Raw genomic sequence first — 15988 nt, 5'->3', positions numbered from 1 at the left:
CAGCTTTAATTGGCTGACTGCGTCTCGGCGGCGCCGGGCTGAGCGGTACCGGCGTCGTCGCCTGCAGCGCTGGTGGCGTCATCGCCCACGTCAAGCAGTTCCACCTTGAAGATCAGGGTCTGGTTCGGCTCGATCGGGCCGGTGCCTGCTTCGCCGTAGGCCAGATCGGAAGGCACATAGATTTCCCACTGATCGCCCGGGTGCATCATCTTCAGCGCTTCCTGCCAGCCGGGAATGACCTGGTTGGTCTGGAAGGTGACCGGCTCGCCACGCTCATAGGAGCTGTCAAACACCTCACCGTCGATGGTGCGGCCTTCATAATTGACGCGAACCTGGTCTTCATCGCCGGGCTGTGCACCGCTGTCGTCACCGGATTCCATGACGCGGTACTGAAGGCCCGAGTCAGTGGTTTCCACGCCGTCCTTGCCGGCATTCTCTTCAAGGAACTGCTGGCCGGCCTGGGCGTTTTCCTCGGCCTGCTGCTGCATCTGCTGCTGCTGTTCGGCAATCATCTGCTGCTGATACTGCTGCAGGGCATCGCCGATCTGCTGATCGCTCAGGCGAATGTCGTCGCCGTCGTAGACATCCTTGATGCCACTGGTGAAGTTATCAACATCCAGATCCTCCATGTCTTCATGAAGGTTGCGGGCCAACGTCACACCCACGGCATAGGCCAGACGTGCCTGATCGGACTCGAAGTCGTCCTGCTGCTGGGCGCTTGCGTCATTGCCGTTTTGCTGGGTCTGCTCCTGCTGTGTGGCCTGATCATCAGCGTTGTTGTCCTGACTGTCGTCAGCATCGGAACACCCGGTCAGTACGATCAGCGTGCTCAAAGTGACCGCGCTCAACAGTTTATTCATGAAAGCTCCTTGTACACATGGTCATCAAGGGATGTTGGACAACACCCCGTGAAAAAAATCACGCCAATCCCTGAAGGAATTTCGAATGCCTTTCAACAGACTATCAGCACGATGGGGGCGCCATATTGTCACTTTCAAGCCGTAGATGGGAAATCAGCCGTTGATGATGTGTCTCGAGCTCGCCGGTCAGGGGCCGCAACAGTGCTTCAGAAGAGAGGTGTGCAGGGCGGGGCATGGCGGCAATGCTCAGCGCTTCGAGCCGGCGCAGGGTTTCACGCTCGCCCTGCAGTTCGGCCTGTTTGATATGCGTGCGCATCGCTTCGAGTCCGGACTGATCCATGGCCTGTGGCTTTAGATCACGTCTTAATTGACGCAGCGGCTGCGTGTAGTGCTGTTGCCACTGACGTACCGGGGCAAGCTGTTGATCGATATTAGCGCCTGGTGCCCGGCCGTGAGCGAGCAGCCAGAGCCCCCAGAGCAGCTCGCAGACATCGAGGCCGGCCTCGTCCTGCAGCGCAAGCAGTGCCTCGCTGACGCCCGGACGGGCATAAAGGGCCAGTGCCCAGGGCCAAAGCGGAGCAGGATTTCGGTTAGAATGGGAACCCATTGACTTGTTCATTCGACCACTTATCGGCAACCGGCCGGACAGGATACTGCATGATCGCATTTCGCCAGCTCGAGCTCCAACGTGGCGGGGTACCGCTGATCGAGTCCGCAGACTTCATGCTCTCGATGGGCCACCACGCCGGCATTGTGGGCGCCAACGGCACCGGTAAATCGAGCCTTTTCCAGCTGATTCTGGGGCAGCTGACGCCCGAGCGCGGCGAGGTGGCGCTCAACGGCGGGGTGCGGATTGCCCACATGAGCCAGGAGATCGTGACGCTTTCGCGCAGCCTGACCGATTTCGTGCTCGACGGTGATCACGCCCTGCGCGAGACACAAAAGGCGCTGGAGGCGGCGCATGCTGCCGGTGAGCACCATCGCGAGGCCGAGCTGCACGGTGCCATCGAGTCGCTGGATGGCTACACGGCAAGAGCCCGGGCCGAGCAGCTGCTGGTCGGGCTCGGCTTTGCCCAGCGAGACCTTGACCGACCGCTGTCGGATTTCTCGGGCGGCTGGCGCATGCGCGCCAATCTGGCGCAGACGCTGTTCAAGCCCTCGGATCTGATGCTGCTCGATGAGCCGACCAACCACCTGGACCTGGACGCGCTGCTGTGGCTCGAGCAGTGGCTGGTGCGCTATCCCGGCACGCTGCTTCTGATCTCGCACGATCGGGACTTTCTCGATGCGGTGTGTGATCACATCGTGCACTTTGATCAGCGCCACGTGCAGCTCTATCGCGGCAATTTCACCACCTTTGAACGCACCCGCGCCGAACGGCTGGCCCAGCGCGAGGCCGAGCGCGAGAAGCAACAGGCGCGCCGGGCCGAGATCGAGGATTTCGTGCGCCGCTTTCGCGCCAAGGCGACCAAGGCCAAACAGGCCCAGAGCCGGCTCAAGATGCTCGAGCGCATGGAGGATATCGCCCCGCTGCGCGCCGAATCGCCGTTTCGCTTCCGGCTGCCCTGTTCCGACAAGGTCTCTCACCCGCTGCTGTCGATCGACCATGCCGGCATCGGCTACGGCGACACACCGATCGTGGACAACGTGCGCCTGTCGCTGGCACCGGGCAGCCGTATCGGATTGCTGGGCCCCAATGGCGCGGGCAAGTCGACCCTGATCAAGGCGCTGACCGGCGAGCTGGCCCTGCTCAAGGGCGAGCGCACCGAGGGCGAGCATCTGGCGGTCGGCTACTTCGCCCAGCATCAGCTCGACGCGCTGGATTTAAGTGCCAGTGCCTTCATGCACGTGCAGCGCATGTCACCGCAGGCCTCCGAGCAGGTGATCCGCGACTTTCTGGGCGGTTTCGGTTTTCGCGGTGACGACGCCTTTGAGGTGATCACCCGCTTCTCCGGCGGTGAAAAGGCCCGCCTGGCGCTGGCGCTGATCGCCTGGCAAAAGCCCAACCTGCTGCTGCTCGATGAGCCGACCAACCACCTGGATCTGGACATGCGCGACGCGCTGACGGAGGCGCTGGCCGCCTTCGACGGCGCCGTGCTGATCGTGTCGCACGACCGCCATCTGCTGCGCGCCAGCGTCGATGAGTTCTGGTGCGTGGCCGATGGCCGGGTGTTTGCCTTTGACGGCACGCTGGACGACTACCGGCTATGGCTGAAAAACCGTCTCACCGAGGCCGCCCGCAGCCCCGCCGAGCAGGCCGATGAGAGTGCCGCGCCGAAGGAGGATCGCCGGGCCACGCGTCGTGCCGCCGCCGAGCTTCGCGAGCAGTTGAAGCCCTTGAAAAAGCAGCGCGATGCCGCCGAGAAGTCGATGGAAAAGGCGCAAAAGGCGCTCGAGGCCGTGGAAGAAAAGCTGTCGGACCCGACGATCTACGAGGCCGATCAGAAGGCGCGACTCACCGACCTTTTGCGCGAGCAGGGCGAATGGAAGGCCCGGCTGGAAAGCGACGAGCAGGCCTGGATGGAGGCCGAAGAGGCGCTTGAGGAGATGCAGGCACAGCTCACCGCTTCCTGAGGCTGTCATTGGCAGCGATGCTCAACGGTCTACACTGGGAAGGTGTTTATCGATACCGGCTGACTTCAGGGAGGCGTAATGCCCTACGACAATCGTGATGATATCCCCGACAGTGCGCGCAAGGTGCTGCCTCCGCATGCCCGTACCATCTACAAGGAAGCCTTCAACAGCGCTTGGGACGAGTATGAAAAGCCCTCCGATCGCCGCGGGGATGCCTCGCGAGAGGAAACGGCCCACGCGGTGGCCTGGAAGGCTGTCGAGTCGAAGTATCACAAGGGTGACGATGGCAAGTGGCACCCGAAACACTGATCCGGGCCCCATCAATATTGCTGTTCTGCCGATTTCGGAAAAGGGCCGCCACACCGTTGTGGCGGCCCTTTTTGTGTCCGACGACCGGTGGCCGGCTACTCGGCGTAGATCATCTTTCGTGTCATGCCGCCATCGACGGGGAAGTGCTGACCGGTAATGAAGCCGGCCTCTGGCCCGGCCAGAAAGGCGACCAGCGCCGCGATATCATCGGGATGGCCCACGCGGCCGACCGGATGCTGCTGGCGATCGATGTCACTGTGCGACGGCGCTTCGCGGTTGGCGGCCTTTTGATGCTCGCCGGTGTCGATCCAGCCGGGGCAGATGGCGTTGACGCGAATGTCCGGGCCAAGGCTGGTGGCCATCGCATGGGTCAGCGCCAGAAGTCCACCCTTGCTGGCCGCATAGCCTTCGCTTTCGGGTTCGGACTGCAGCGCGCGGGTCGAGGCCATGTGGATGATCGAGCCCTGTGTCCGGCGCAGCAGCGGGATCGCTGCGCGTGAGCAGAGAAAGGCGCCGGTGAGATGATTGTCCAGCCAGTGATGCCAGCGCTCGAGCGACAGCGACTCCAGCGGCCCGCAGTATGGGTCGGCGGGGCCTGCATTGTTGACCAGCAGATCCAGCCGGCCCTGCCAGTGTTCCAGCTGTTTGAAGGCATCACCGACCGCTGCTTCATCGCTGACGCTGGCAGTGATGGCCAGAAGCCTTGCCGGATCATGGCGTTCGCGCATCTCCTCGATGGCGTCAGCGTCGATATCGAGAATCGCCACGCGCCAGTCGCGGGAGATTAGGTAGTCGGTCACACCGCGGCCGATACCCTGCGCGCCGCCGGTGATCAACGCCACACGAGTCCCGGGAGAAAAAGAGGTGTTCATGAGGCCTGCCTTTGCGAGAGTTCGAAGGGGTCAGCTTTCCAGCATTCAGCTTTCAAGGAGGAACGTGACGGGGCCGTCGTTGACCAGTGAGACCTGCATGTCGGCACCAAAGCGCCCGGTCTCGACGCTTGTATGCGCCCTGCGGGCCGAGGCGACCAGATGATTGAACAGCCGCTTGCCATCTTCCGGTGTGGCGCCGCTGGAAAAGCCGGGGCGCAGTCCCTTGCGGGTATCGGCCACCAGCGTGAACTGAGAAACCAGCAAAAGCCCGCCACCGGTCGTTGACAGCCCCAGGTTCATGCGGCCCTCGTCGTCGCTGAAAATGCGGTAGTTGAGCATCTTGTGCAGCAGTTTGTCGGCACGTTCTGGCGTGTCGTCGCGCTCAACGCCGATCAGGGCGAGCAGCCCCCCATCGATGGCGCCGATGCGTTCGCCTTCAACATGAACGCTTGCCTGGCTTACCCGCTGAATCAGCGCCCGCATGGTCTCTCCGTGGTCAACAGGGTTATAGAAAGGACCCGCCGCACCCGGCTACCAGGTACGACAGAGCATCAGATCGCCGCGGGTTTCGGTCAGCAGTCGCTCCAGCAGGCTGTCGGTGGCGCGACCGATGCCGACGCGAATGTGGCTGCCCAGCGCCAGCAGATCGGGCGGCTGCTGGCGCAGCCGGTCGAGCAGCACCTGCGACGGGTCGCCCTGCTGCAGGACCAGTTCCAGGTCGGGTCTGGCATGCAGGTCACTCATTAACCGCTCGGTTTCGAGCTCGAGCTGCTGGCGCAGGCGCTGGCGTTCCAGGTCACGCCAGTGCTGATAGTTGGTGCCTTCACACAGCTCCATCGCTACCGGCATGTCCCAGGCGTGTAACAGCGTCAGGCGCACGTTGGGAAAGCGCGTCAGCACCTCCTTGAGGGTGTGGCGCGAGGCCAGCGAAAAATCCACCGGCACCAGAATGTCCTGCCAGTCCGGCTCGCCGTCGTGCGGGATGCTGACCACCGGGCAGGGCGCCCGGCGCATGACGCGCGACAGGGTCGTGCCGCCGATCAGATCCGGCTGGCCCTGCTTGCGGTGGGTGCCCATGACGATCATCGAGGCGCTGCGCTCATAGGCCTCGCGAATGATCTCGGCATAGGGCACGCCACTGACAATATGAATTTCGGTGGCCGGACGTGTCAGTTCATGATGCGCACACAGTGCGTTGAGATTGCGATCGATCTCTTCCTCGATGGCATGGACCAGTGCCGGAAGGGTGTGTTCGGGCAGATAGGGGTCCACGACATGCAGAATGTCCAGGCGCGACTGACTGCGCTGCGACAGATGCAGCGCCCGTACCAGGGCTGCCTGACATTCATGGGAGAGATCAGTGGCCAGTAGCAGCGTCGTATTCATGGCTGAATCCTTGCCCGGTGATAAGGAGGGCGCTTGCAGAGATCGGTAATGTCAGGAGCACCGCTGAAAGGATAGTGGTTGCCTGTCGCTGCAGCTACCACCAGGCGTGAAAGTGATGGGCCGGCCCCTGGCCCTTGCCGATGTCCAGTCGCTCGGCAGCCTCCAGAGCCCGGCTCATGTAGGTCTTGGCCTCCCTGATGGCCTCGATCGGCGTGTCATGCCGGGGCAGCAGCGCTGCAATGGCGGAGGCCAGCGTGCACCCCGAGCCATGTAGTGACCGTGTCTGGATGCGCGGCGCCTCCAGCCAGTGTGTCCCTTCAGGTGTCAGCACCAGGTCGTTGCTGACATCGCCTTTCAGATAGCCTCCCTTGAGCACCACGATATCGCAGCCCAGCGTGCCGAGTTTCGGCAGCATCGCCTCCATGGCCTCATGGCTTGCAGGGATGTCGGTGTCCAGCAGCACGGCGGCTTCCGGCAGGTTGGGCGTGATGACATCGGCAATCGGAATCAGCACGTCGCGCACAGCGTGAAAGCCGTCACGGTCCACCAGCATGTCACCACTCTTGGCCACCATGACCGGATCCAGCACTACATGCGCCGGCCGGTAGCGTTCGATGAATTCCCGAATCAGATTGGCCGTCGCGAGATCACTGACCATGCCGATCTTGACACAGGTGATGGCGATGTCCTCGAACACGGCCTCAAGCTGGGCGCGAATCAGCGCCTGAGGCAGGGCCATGACCTCGCGGACGCCGCAGGTGTTCTGAGCCAGCACGGCCGTGAGCACGCTGGAGGCGTACGCGCCCAGCGCGCTGGCCGTCTTGAGATCGGCGGACTGTCCGGCCCCACCGCTGGGGTCGGTGCCGGCAATGGAGAGAAAATGAGTCGAGCGCATGGGCTATCCAGGAGTTGAAAACGTCGTACTGTATGACATGCGGCGGCTCCGGCGTCTGCTACGCCGGAAAGGGTAAAACCAAAGTCTAATATGGTCTGGCAATATTTTGGTTGGATACAGGAAGGCTACAGGGAGAACATTCTGAAATCGACATCAAAAAAGCCGATGACGGCATTGGCGAAATCCCACATCGGCTTCTAATGTAACGATGGTGATCTCGCGGCTGACCTGACCTTCCGCAGTCGAGAATTTCCTGTCATTCGGGCAGCTGTCATTCGAACAGTGCTTCCCGGATGGTTGAATAACGAAAGCTCTGGCCGATGCAACGTCGCCCGGGCAGACCAAGATGAGTGAGCGTCCATGGATCTGGCAGCGCAACTGGCCCAAAACTGGTCGGTCGGTGTTTTCATTGTCGCCGTACTGGCCCTGTGTACTTTCATGGTGACCGCCTCCGCCCTGCTTGGCGGGCGGGCATGGGGGCACAACAAGGAAACGCCCTACGAGTCCGGTATCGTGCCGGCCGGTAGCGCCCATCAGCGTTTCTCGGTCAAGTTCTACATGGTCGCCATGCTCTTCGTCATCTTTGACGTGGAAGCCCTCTATCTTTTCGGCTGGGCCATCTCCATCCGCGAAACCGGCTGGACCGGGCTGATCGGCGCCACCATTTTCATCTTCATTCTGCTGGCCGGTCTGATCTATGACAGTCGCGTCGGCGCGCTGGACTGGGTGCCGAAGCGCCGCGTGCAGCCGGATCGAGTTCACCAGCCTGCCCAGCGTGATCAAGCCGATAACTGAGCACTGGCAGGCATGTCAGCCGCCTGAAAAGGCATCAGTACCGATCAATGACGTTTTCCGGGAGGACTCTAAATGTCCTACAAGCTTACGCGCATCGACCCTGATGCTCCCCAGGACAGTCAGTACCCGGTCGGGGAGCGACGCGTCGTCGACGACCCCATGGATGATCAGGTGCACCGCAATGTTTTCATGGGCAAGCTTGAAAACATCATGCACAACGTCGTCAACTGGGGACGCAAGAACTCTCTCTGGCCCTACAACTTCGGGCTGTCCTGCTGCTATGTCGAAATGACCACGGCCTTTACCGCGCCGCATGACGTCGCACGCTTTGGTTCCGAGGTGCTGCGCGCCTCGCCCCGCCAGGCTGACGTGATGGTTGTGTCGGGCACCTGCTTCGTGAAGATGGCGCCCATCATCCAGCAGCTCTACGACCAGATGCTCGAGCCCAAGTGGGTGATCTCGATGGGGTCGTGTGCCAACTCCGGCGGCATGTATGACATCTATTCGGTCGTGCAGGGCGTCGACAAGTTTCTACCCGTTGATGTGTATATCCCGGGCTGTCCGCCCCGCCCTGAAGCCTTCCTTCAGGGGCTGCAGCTGTTGCAGGACTCCATTCAGCAGGAGCGTCGTCCGCTGACCTGGGTCGTGGGCGATCAGGGCGTCTACAAGGCGGAGATGCCCTCCCAGCGCGACAAGAAGCGTGATGAGCGTATTGCGGTCACCGAGCTGCGTTCACCCGATGAAGTGTAATGACCGGCACAGGTGCCTCCACGGGGCAGGCAGGTCCGGTTCACTGGCGATGGAAAACAACGGATGACGAGCGAGACTTCACAGGCAGGCAATACAGGCTTCGCCATTGTTGATGAGCTGAAGGCCCGCTTTGGCGAGGCGAACCTGGTAGTGCAGCCCACGCTGACCGGCATGCCGGTGGTATGGGTCGCGCGTGAGCAGCTCATCGAGGTCATGCACTTTGTGCAGCAGGTCAGAAAGCCGTTTGTCATGCTCTATGACCTGCATGGCGTGGACGAGCGTCTGCGCATGCATCGAAGCGGCCTGCCGCCGGCAGACTTCACGGTCTTTTATCAGCTGATGTCGCTTGAGCGTAACAGCGAGCTGATGATCAAGGTGGCGCTGCACGAGGATGATCTGCGCGTCCCGACCCTGTGCAACGTCTATCTCAATGCCAACTGGTACGAGCGTGAAGTCTTTGACATGTTCGGCATCGAGTTCACGGGCCACCCGCACCTGACCCGCATGCTGATGCCGCCGACCTGGCATGGCCATCCGCTGCGCAAGGACTACCCGGCGCGTGCGACCGAGTTCGATCCCTACACGCTGACGATGGAAGGCCAGGACCGCGAGCAGGAAGCGCTGCGCTTCAACCCCGAAGAGTGGGGCATGAAGCGACAGAGCGGCGATACCGATTACATGTTCCTGAACCTGGGCCCCAACCACCCCTCGGTGCACGGCGTGTTTCGTATCGCGCTGCAGCTTGACGGGGAGGAAGTGGTCGATTGCGTACCGGACATCGGCTATCACCATCGTGGCGCCGAGAAAATGGCCGAGCGCCAGTCCTGGCACAGCTATATCCCCTATACCGACCGGATCGATTACACCGGCGGGGTGATGAACAACCTGCCCTATATTCTGGCCACCGAGAAGCTCGCCGGGATTACCGTCACGCCGCGAGCCGAAACCATCCGCGTGATGATGTCAGAGATGTTTCGCATCAACTCCCACCTGCTGTTTCTGGGCACCTTTCTGCAGGATCTGGGCGCGATGTCGCCGGTCTTTTACACCTTCAGCGATCGCCAGCGCGCCTATTACGTGATCGAGGCGATCACCGGGTTTCGCATGCACCCGGCATGGTTTCGCATTGGTGGTGTGGCGCATGATCTGCCGCGCGGCTGGGACCGCCTGGTCCGCGAGTTTCTCGACTGGATGCCGCCGCGGCTGGATGAGTACGAGCGTGCCATGATGGACAACTCCATCGTGCGCGAACGTACGGTCAATATTGCCACCCATACCACGGCCGAGGCGCTGACCTGGGGCGTGACGGGGCCCAATCTGCGTGCCACCGGCCTCAAGTACGATCTGAGAAAGGCCAAGCCCTACTCGGGCTATGAGAACTTCGACTTTGATATTCCGGTCGGTACCAACGGCGACGTCTTTGATCGCGGCATGCTGCGCATCGAGGAGATGCGCCAGAGCCTTCGAATCATCGAGCAGTGTCTGAAAAACATGCCCGAGGGTGACTACAAGGCCGATCATCCGCTGACCACGCCGCCCCCGCGCGACAAGATGCTTCAGCACATCGAGACCCTGATCACGCACTTTTTGCAGGTCTCCTGGGGGCCGGTGCTCAAGCCCAACGAATCGTTTCAGATGATCGAGGCGACCAAGGGGCTCAACAGCTACTACCTGACCAGCGATGGCAACACCATGAGCTATCGCACCCGGATTCGTACGCCCAGCTTTGCCCATCTTCAGCATATTCCGGCCGTCATCAACGGCGGTTTCGTGCCGGATCTGATCGCGCACCTGGGCAGCATCGACTTTGTAATGGCCGACGTGGATCGATAACCATGACCATGGATACTCCCGCAACCGGCAATACCCGCGTCAGCAAGGCCAGTCAGGGTAACCTGATTGCCAGCGCTGGACGCCCGGACGATTTCGAGCTCACCGAGGAAGAGCGCTTTGAAATCGAGCACGAGATGGGGCATTACGAAAACCCGCGGGCGGCCTCCATCGGCGCGCTCAAGACCGTGCAGAAGCGGCGCGGCTGGGTCTCGGACGGCGCCATTATCGCCATCAGCGACGTACTGGGCATTCCCTCCAGTGATGTCGAGGGGGTGGCGACCTTCTATAGCCTGATCTTTCGCCAGCCTGTCGGGCGCCACGTCATCCTGATCTGTGACAGCAGCTCCTGCTTTCTGACCGGTTATGATGAGCTGCGTGATGCCCTCTCGGACGAGCTCGGCATCGGGCTGGGTCAGACCACCGGCGATGATCGTTTCACGCTACTGCCGGTGTGCTGTCTGGGCGCCTGTGATCGTGCCCCGGCGCTCATGATCAACGAGGATCTGCACGGGCCGCTTGAACCCGGGGAAGTGTCGGCCCTTCTGGAGCGCTACACATGACCAGTCATCTCTTTTCCACCAGTACCAACGGCGAAACCCATCCGCTGACCTATCGTCTGCGCGAGGATCGCGGCTATGTGGGGCTGGAAGAATTTCAGCAAAAGGACGGCTACGAAGCTCTGCGCAACACACTGCGCGACCTGTCGCCGGATGATCTGATCGAAAACATGAAAACCGCCAACCTGCGCGGCCGCGGCGGCGGCGGTTTCTCGGCCGGCACCAAGTGGAGTCTGACGGCGCGCGGTGATGAGCATCCGCGGGGCTACATCGTCTGCAACGCCGACGAAATGGAGCCCGGTACCTTCAAGGACCGCATGCTGATGCAGGAGATCCCCCATCTGTTGATCGAGGGGATGATTCTGGCCGGCTACGCCAACAACGCGCGCATGGGCTACATCTTCCTGCGTGGCGAGTATGTACTGGCGGCCGAGCGTATCGAGCAGGCGCTGGCCGAGGCCCGCGAGGCCGGCATTCTGGGCCCGAAGGTGTGCGGCAGCGATTTTGATTTCGACATCTTTTTGCACACCGGGGCCGGGCGCTATATCTGCGGTGAAGAGACCGCACTGATCAACTCGCTGGAAGGCCGGCGCGCCAATCCGCGCTCCAAGCCGCCCTTTCCGGGGCAGAGCGGGGCCTGGGGCAAGCCCACCGTGGTCAATAACGTCGAGACCCTGTGCAACGTGCCGGCCATCGCCCTGCGTGGCGGCGAGTGGTATCAGGGGCTTTCCGGCGGTCGCAGCGAGGATGGCGGCACCAAGCTATTTGGCGTCTCCGGCCGGGTAAAAAGGCCCGGGCTTGTCGAGCAGCCGATGGGGATTACCGGTGCCGAGCTGCTGGAGATGGCCGGCGGCATGCGCGACGGCCTTGAGCTCAAGACCTGGCTGCCGGGCGGTGGCAGTACCGGCTTTCTGCTGCCGGAGCATCTGGAGGTACCGCTGGAATTTGATGCCATCGGCAAGGCCGGCAGCCGTCTGGGCACCGGGTTGATGACCGTGGTGGCACACAATCAGAGCGTGGTATCGCTGACCCGCAATCTCGAGGAGTTCTTTGCTCGCGAGTCGTGCGGCTGGTGTACGCCGTGTCGTGACGGGCTCCCCTGGAGCGTGAAAATCCTGCGCGCCATCGAGCGCGGCGAGGGAGAGGAAGGCGATATCGACATGCTGGTGGCGCTGGCCAACGATATCGGCCCCGGCAAGACATTCTGTGCCCACGCCCCGGGCGCGGCGATGCCGCTGGAGACTGCCATCAAGCATTTCAGGCAGGAATTCGAGGCCGGCATTCGTCACCAGAAGCGTGAAGCCCACGCCGAGCCGATACCGGTGGGCTCGGTATAGTGGCCGGATGTGACACGAAGAGTGAGATAACGATCAAGGTGCCCGGTGTTCGCCGGGCCGTGACAGGCAAAAGGCAAGCTTCATGGCAACCATTCATGTAGACGGAAAGGACTACGAGGTCGACGGCAGTGACAACCTGCTGCACGCCTGCCTGTCGCTGGGCCTCGATATCCCCTATTTTTGCTGGCATCCGGCGCTGGGCAGCGTGGGCGCCTGCCGCCAGTGCGCGGTCAAGCAGTACAAGGATGCCGATGACGATCGCGGCATGCTGGTCATGTCCTGCATGGCGCCGATCAAGGATGACTCCTACATCTCGATCGATGACGAGGAAGCGAAGGCCTTTCGTGCCAGCGTCATCGAGTGGCTGATGACCAACCACCCGCACGACTGCCCGGTCTGTGAAGAGGGCGGTCACTGCCACCTGCAGGACATGACGGTCATGACCGGCCACGACCGTCGCCGCTATCGGTTCAAGAAGCGCACCCACAAGAATCAGGATCTTGGCCCCTTTATCGGCCATGAAATGAACCGCTGCATTACCTGCTATCGCTGCGTGCGCTTTTACAAGGACTACGCCGGTGGTGAGGATCTCGGTGCCTTCGGGGCGCACGAGAACATCTATTTTGGCCGCACCGTCGACGGCACGCTGGAAAACGAGTTTTCCGGCAACCTGACCGAGGTCTGCCCGACCGGCGTCTTCACCGACCGCACCCACTCCGAGCAATACACGCGCAAGTGGGACATGCAGTTTGCGCCCAGCATCTGCCATCAGTGCTCCAGCGGCTGCAACACGAGCCCGGGCGAGCGCTATGGGGACGTACGCCGGATCGAGAATCGCTACAACGGCGATGTGAACCACTATTTCCTGTGTGACCGCGGACGTTTTGGCTACGGCTACGTCAATCGCACGGATCGTCCGCAGCAGCCGAGTCTGCGGGTGGATGATCGTGAGCCCGAGATCCTGACCGTCGACAGCGCGCTGGATCGTACGGCCGAGCGCCTGAAGGGCAGTCGGCGCGTCATCGGTATCGGATCGCCCCGGGCCAGTCTTGAAAGCAACCATCTGCTGCGTGAAATGGTGGGGGCCGAGAACTTCTCGACCGGCATTGCCGAACGCGAGCTCGAGTGCCTTGAGCTGATCCAGACGCTTCAGCGCGAAGGGCACTGGCATATCCCGTCGATGCGCGAGATCGAAGAGCACGATGCGGTCATCGTGCTGGGCGAGGATCTGATCCAGAGTGCGGCGCGCGTGGCGCTGGCCGTACGTCAGGCCGCCAATGCCCGCGGCGAGGACATGGCCGAGGCCAACGGTATTCCGGCCTGGAACGCCAACGCCGTGAATACGCTGCGCCAGGGGCGCACTCGACCGGTCTTTATTGCCTCGCTGACCGAAACGCGTCTGGACGATATAGCTCGGGACACCTGGCACGGCTCGCCTGAAGAGATCAGCCGGCTGGGTCTGGCGCTGGCCCATGCACTGGATTCGTCCGCGCCGGCCATTGACGGGCTGGATGATGCGACCCTGGCACTGGTGGACACCATGGCCGAGGCGCTCAAGGGGGCCGAGCGGCCGCTGATCATCTCCGGCACCAGTCTCTGCAGCACCGGTGTCCTGCAGGCCGCTGCCAATCTGGCCTGGGCGCTGAATACCGCTGGAAAGACGCCTTCGGTGGCACTGATCAGTGGCGAGGCCAACAGTACCGGTCTGACCATGCTGGGCGGGCATTCGCTGGAATGGGCGCTTGAAGCCATGCAGGGCGGTGACGCTCGCGCCGATGCCGCGGTCGTGCTGGAAAACGATCTGTATCAGCGTCTGGCCAGCGCCACCATTGATCAGGCGCTGACGTCGCTCGAGACGCTGGTGGTGATCGACCATCAGCGCACGCCCACGCTGGAGCGTGCTCATCTGGCGCTGCCGGCGGCCACCTTTGCCGAAGGTGACGGCACACTGGTCAGCCATGAAGGTCGCGCCCAGCGCTTCTTCCAGGTCTATGACCCGAGCTACTACCGTCCCAATGATCTGACCCATGAGAGCTGGCGCTGGCTGCACGCCCTGCATACCACCATGGAAGGACGCGGTGTCGACTGGACCCAGATCGATGACGTCACGGCGGATTGTGCCCGGGTGCATCCGGAGCTTTCCGGCATTCGTAACGCCGCGCCCAGTGCCTCGTTTCGTATCCGCGGGCAGAAGCTGGCGCGCTCGCCGCACCGTTCGAGCGGACGTACGGCCATGCGCGCCAATCTCAACGTGCACGAGCCCCGCGCGCCGCAGGATGCCGATTCTGCCTTCGCCTTTTCGATGGAAGGCTACAGCGGCTACGGCGAGCCCCGCTCGCAGGTGGCCTTCGCCTGGGCGCCGGGCTGGAACTCGCCGCAGGCCTGGAACAAGTTCCAGGATGAGGTTGGCGGGCATCTGAGTGCCGGCGACCCGGGGATTCGACTCTTCGATCAGCAGCGCAGTGAAGAAGCTCACCGCGCCTGGTTTACCGACATTCCCCGGCCCTTTGAACCGCGGGATGACTGCTGGTATGTCGTGAGCCTGCCGCAGCTCTTTGGTGGCGAAGAGATGTCGGCACGCGCCGAGCCGATCCAGGAGCGCATGAGCGACACCTTTGTGGTGTTGGGTCAGGAGGACGCCGACCGCCTTGGCGTCACGCCGGGCGAGGCCATCTATCTGCAGACTTCCGGCCATCAGCTCCATCTGCCGGTCAGGATCAGCCGCGAGATGCGCGCCGGCCTGATCGGTCTGCCGCATCTGCCGGGCATCCCCCGCGGGCTTGCCGGTGAGTGTGCCACCGTCACCGTGGAGGTAAGCGCATGAGCTGGATGAGTACCGATGTACTGCTTGCCATCACGGTAGGCGTTCTAAAGGCGATCGTGATTCTGCTGGCGGCCGTGCTCAGCGGCGCCTTCCTGACCGTGATCGAGCGTCGACTGCTGGGCCTCTGGCAGGACCGTTATGGTCCCAACCGGGTCGGTATCTTCGGCTCGGGGCAGTTGATTGCGGACATGATCAAGATCTTCTTCAAGGAAGACTGGATTCCGCCCTTTGCCGATCGCAAGCTCTTCGTGCTGGCGCCGGCAATCGCCTTTGCCTCGCTTTTGCTGTCGTTTCTGGTGATCCCCATTACTCCTGGCTGGGGCGTGGCGGATCTCAATATCGGCATTTTGTTCTTCTTCGCCATGGCCGGCATCAACGTCTATGCGGTGCTCTTTGGCGGCTACGCCAGCGCCAACAAGTACGCATTGATCGGTGCCATGCGTGCCTCGGCCCAGACGCTGTCCTATGAGGTGTTCATCGGGCTCTCGCTGATGGGCGTTGTGGCCATGACGGGGTCGTTCAACATGCGCGATATCGTCAACGGTCAGGAAGGGCTCTGGTATATCGTGCCGCAGTTCTTTGGCTTTCTGACCTTTCTGATTGCCGGCGTTGCGGTGACCCACCGCGCGCCCTTTGACCAGCCCGAAGCGGAGCAGGAGATTGCCGACGGCTACCACGTCGAGTACTCGAGCATGAAGTTCGGCATGTTCTTCATCGGCGAGTATGTGGGGATCGTGCTGGTGTCGGCGCTTCTGACCACCCTGTTCATGGGGGGCTGGCACGGGCCGCTGCTGCCGCCGATCGTCTGGTTCCTGCTCAAGACGTCCTTTTTCGTCATGCTCTTCGTTCTGGCGCGTGCGGCACTGCCGCGTCCGCGCTATGACCGGGTGATGCAGTTCGGGTGGAAGTTCTGTCTGCCACTGACGCTGATCAATCTTCTGGTGACCGGGGTGGTCGTCCTCTTGACGGCCTGATTCCCTTCGCTGAACAACGAAC

Annotated in this window: 15 protein-coding genes; 9 read left to right on the top strand and 6 right to left on the bottom strand. The window is 62.2% G+C overall.

The window, feature by feature from the left end; all coding sequences use genetic code 11:
- Positions 1-5: 5 nt before the first annotated feature.
- Both bamJ and C8D72_RS14925 read right to left on the bottom strand, forming a co-directional pair.
- Complete coding sequence (gene bamJ / locus C8D72_RS14930) at positions 6-860, bottom strand: BamJ family beta-barrel-assembly machinery protein (protein WP_115855252.1); 855 nt, start codon at positions 858-860, stop codon at positions 6-8.
- 103 nt (positions 861-963) lie between these two features.
- Positions 964-1467 (bottom strand): TIGR02444 family protein, encoded by a 504-nt coding sequence (locus C8D72_RS14925; RefSeq protein ID WP_170140619.1) that lies wholly within the window; start codon positions 1465-1467, stop codon positions 964-966.
- Positions 1468-1517: 50 nt separating this feature from the next.
- Between C8D72_RS14925 and C8D72_RS14920 the strand changes: the two genes are divergently transcribed.
- Positions 1518-3434 carry an ABC-F family ATP-binding cassette domain-containing protein gene (locus tag C8D72_RS14920; protein WP_115855250.1) on the top strand — a complete coding sequence of 639 codons (1917 nt, stop codon included), beginning with the start codon at positions 1518-1520 and terminating at the stop codon, positions 3432-3434.
- A 78-nt stretch (positions 3435-3512) separates the two neighbouring features.
- Positions 3513-3743 carry a putative cation transport regulator ChaB gene (chaB, locus tag C8D72_RS14915; protein WP_115855249.1) on the top strand — a complete coding sequence of 77 codons (231 nt, stop codon included), beginning with the start codon at positions 3513-3515 and terminating at the stop codon, positions 3741-3743.
- 95 nt (positions 3744-3838) lie between these two features.
- Here chaB and C8D72_RS14910 read toward each other — a convergent pair whose 3' ends face one another.
- The 4 genes from C8D72_RS14910 to thiD form a co-directional block, all read right to left on the bottom strand.
- Complete coding sequence (locus C8D72_RS14910) at positions 3839-4615, bottom strand: SDR family oxidoreductase (RefSeq protein WP_115855248.1); 777 nt, start codon at positions 4613-4615, stop codon at positions 3839-3841.
- Positions 4616-4660: 45 nt separating this feature from the next.
- Positions 4661-5098, bottom strand: a complete 438-nt coding sequence (dtd, locus tag C8D72_RS14905; protein ID WP_115855247.1) for a D-aminoacyl-tRNA deacylase — start codon at positions 5096-5098, stop codon at positions 4661-4663.
- Positions 5099-5146: 48 nt separating this feature from the next.
- The gene (locus C8D72_RS14900; protein WP_115855246.1) at positions 5147-6001 is read right to left on the bottom strand and encodes a universal stress protein; all 855 of its coding nucleotides are present in this window, start codon (positions 5999-6001) and stop codon (positions 5147-5149) included.
- Between the two features lie 94 nt (positions 6002-6095).
- Entirely contained in the window at positions 6096-6896 is an 801-nt protein-coding gene (thiD, locus tag C8D72_RS14895) for a bifunctional hydroxymethylpyrimidine kinase/phosphomethylpyrimidine kinase (protein WP_115855245.1), read from the bottom strand.
- A gap of 360 nt (positions 6897-7256) precedes the next feature.
- Between thiD and C8D72_RS14890 the strand changes: the two genes are divergently transcribed.
- The 7 genes from C8D72_RS14890 to nuoH all read left to right on the top strand — a co-directional run bounded on the left by C8D72_RS14890 (position 7257) and on the right by nuoH (position 15966).
- The gene (locus C8D72_RS14890; protein ID WP_115855244.1) at positions 7257-7691 is read left to right on the top strand and encodes an NADH-quinone oxidoreductase subunit A; all 435 of its coding nucleotides are present in this window, start codon (positions 7257-7259) and stop codon (positions 7689-7691) included.
- A 72-nt stretch (positions 7692-7763) separates the two neighbouring features.
- Entirely contained in the window at positions 7764-8441 is a 678-nt protein-coding gene (locus C8D72_RS14885) for a NuoB/complex I 20 kDa subunit family protein (RefSeq protein WP_115855243.1), read from the top strand.
- Positions 8442-8504: 63 nt separating this feature from the next.
- Complete coding sequence (gene nuoC / locus C8D72_RS14880) at positions 8505-10274, top strand: NADH-quinone oxidoreductase subunit C/D (protein ID WP_115855242.1); 1770 nt, start codon at positions 8505-8507, stop codon at positions 10272-10274.
- Between the two features lie 2 nt (positions 10275-10276).
- Positions 10277-10834 (top strand): NADH-quinone oxidoreductase subunit NuoE, encoded by a 558-nt coding sequence (gene nuoE, locus C8D72_RS14875; protein WP_115855241.1) that lies wholly within the window; start codon positions 10277-10279, stop codon positions 10832-10834.
- On the top strand, positions 10831-12168 hold the full coding sequence (gene nuoF / locus C8D72_RS14870; protein WP_115855240.1) for an NADH-quinone oxidoreductase subunit NuoF: 1338 nt from the start codon (positions 10831-10833) through the stop codon (positions 12166-12168). The genes nuoE and nuoF overlap by 4 nt, the downstream gene beginning before the upstream one ends.
- Positions 12169-12250: 82 nt before the next feature.
- On the top strand, positions 12251-14992 hold the full coding sequence (gene nuoG / locus C8D72_RS14865) for an NADH-quinone oxidoreductase subunit NuoG (RefSeq protein ID WP_115855239.1): 2742 nt from the start codon (positions 12251-12253) through the stop codon (positions 14990-14992).
- Positions 14989-15966, top strand: a complete 978-nt coding sequence (gene nuoH / locus C8D72_RS14860; protein WP_115855238.1) for an NADH-quinone oxidoreductase subunit NuoH — start codon at positions 14989-14991, stop codon at positions 15964-15966. The genes nuoG and nuoH overlap by 4 nt, the downstream gene beginning before the upstream one ends.
- Positions 15967-15988: the final 22 nt, after the last annotated feature.

The organism is Kushneria indalinina DSM 14324 (assembly GCF_003385845.1).
GTDB classification, from domain to species: Bacteria; Pseudomonadota; Gammaproteobacteria; order Pseudomonadales; family Halomonadaceae; genus Kushneria; species Kushneria indalinina.
Note: the sequence above shows the minus strand (reverse complement) of the source record. Positions and strands in the feature narration are given on the sequence as shown.

Coding starts and splice junctions, on each gene's coding strand:
- chaB (WP_115855249.1), top strand. CDS start 3,513: ATGCCCTACGACAATCGTGATGATATCCCCGACAGTGCGCGCAAGGTG.
- C8D72_RS14885 (WP_115855243.1), top strand. CDS start 7,764: ATGTCCTACAAGCTTACGCGCATCGACCCTGATGCTCCCCAGGACAGT.
- nuoF (WP_115855240.1), top strand. CDS start 10,831: ATGACCAGTCATCTCTTTTCCACCAGTACCAACGGCGAAACCCATCCG.
- C8D72_RS14910 (WP_115855248.1), bottom strand. CDS start 4,615: ATGAACACCTCTTTTTCTCCCGGGACTCGTGTGGCGTTGATCACCGGC.
- nuoH (WP_115855238.1), top strand. CDS start 14,989: ATGAGCTGGATGAGTACCGATGTACTGCTTGCCATCACGGTAGGCGTT.
- bamJ (WP_115855252.1), bottom strand. CDS start 860: ATGAATAAACTGTTGAGCGCGGTCACTTTGAGCACGCTGATCGTACTG.
- dtd (WP_115855247.1), bottom strand. CDS start 5,098: ATGCGGGCGCTGATTCAGCGGGTAAGCCAGGCAAGCGTTCATGTTGAA.
- nuoE (WP_115855241.1), top strand. CDS start 10,277: ATGACCATGGATACTCCCGCAACCGGCAATACCCGCGTCAGCAAGGCC.
- nuoG (WP_115855239.1), top strand. CDS start 12,251: ATGGCAACCATTCATGTAGACGGAAAGGACTACGAGGTCGACGGCAGT.
- C8D72_RS14925 (WP_170140619.1), bottom strand. CDS start 1,467: ATGGGTTCCCATTCTAACCGAAATCCTGCTCCGCTTTGGCCCTGGGCA.
- nuoC (WP_115855242.1), top strand. CDS start 8,505: ATGACGAGCGAGACTTCACAGGCAGGCAATACAGGCTTCGCCATTGTT.
- C8D72_RS14890 (WP_115855244.1), top strand. CDS start 7,257: ATGGATCTGGCAGCGCAACTGGCCCAAAACTGGTCGGTCGGTGTTTTC.
- C8D72_RS14920 (WP_115855250.1), top strand. CDS start 1,518: ATGATCGCATTTCGCCAGCTCGAGCTCCAACGTGGCGGGGTACCGCTG.
- thiD (WP_115855245.1), bottom strand. CDS start 6,896: ATGCGCTCGACTCATTTTCTCTCCATTGCCGGCACCGACCCCAGCGGT.
- C8D72_RS14900 (WP_115855246.1), bottom strand. CDS start 6,001: ATGAATACGACGCTGCTACTGGCCACTGATCTCTCCCATGAATGTCAG.